This window comes from Gluconobacter thailandicus F149-1 = NBRC 100600 (assembly GCF_000964465.1).
Taxonomy (GTDB): domain Bacteria; phylum Pseudomonadota; class Alphaproteobacteria; order Acetobacterales; family Acetobacteraceae; genus Gluconobacter; species Gluconobacter thailandicus.
This window is the reverse complement of the sequence record NZ_BANH01000056.1, coordinates 1-419: the sequence shown is the minus strand read 5'-3', so window position 1 is coordinate 419 and position 419 is coordinate 1. Positions and strand designations below refer to the sequence as shown.

Annotated in this window: 1 protein-coding gene; it reads left to right on the top strand. The window is 57.0% G+C overall.

Going from position 1 to position 419, the window contains the following annotated elements; translation table 11 throughout:
* Nucleotides 1-419 (top strand): CotH kinase family protein (locus tag B7444_RS13010; RefSeq protein ID WP_048855193.1); only part of this gene is annotated, 419 nt, incomplete at both ends.

The following is a 419-nucleotide window of genomic DNA, read 5'->3' as shown; positions in this document are numbered from 1 at the left end:
TGCTGGACTGGTTTGCCTCGATTCAGAACGGCACCGGGAGTTGGTCGGATTACGCGCAGTATCTGGGGCTGGGATCGTGGCTGGATTACCTCATCCATATTGAGGCCGTGGGGAGTTTCGACAGCACGACGAACAATATCATGCTGAAGTCCTATACGGGCACCGAGGCTTCGGGGCTTTGGGAAGTTGATTCCTATGATCTGGACGAAAGCCTCGGCGTGAAATGGAATGCTCCGAATGGTGTCGATCCGGACGTGACGGGCTGGGCTAGTGACGGCGCGAATGTGTTTCAGCAGATGCGCGGCGTGTTCCTGCCTCAAATTCAGGCGCGTTATGCGTATCTACGGCGGACCGGCGTGTTGTCGTCGGGAACTATGGCGGGATTGATCCGGCGATACGCCACGTTTCGTGTTGCGGAT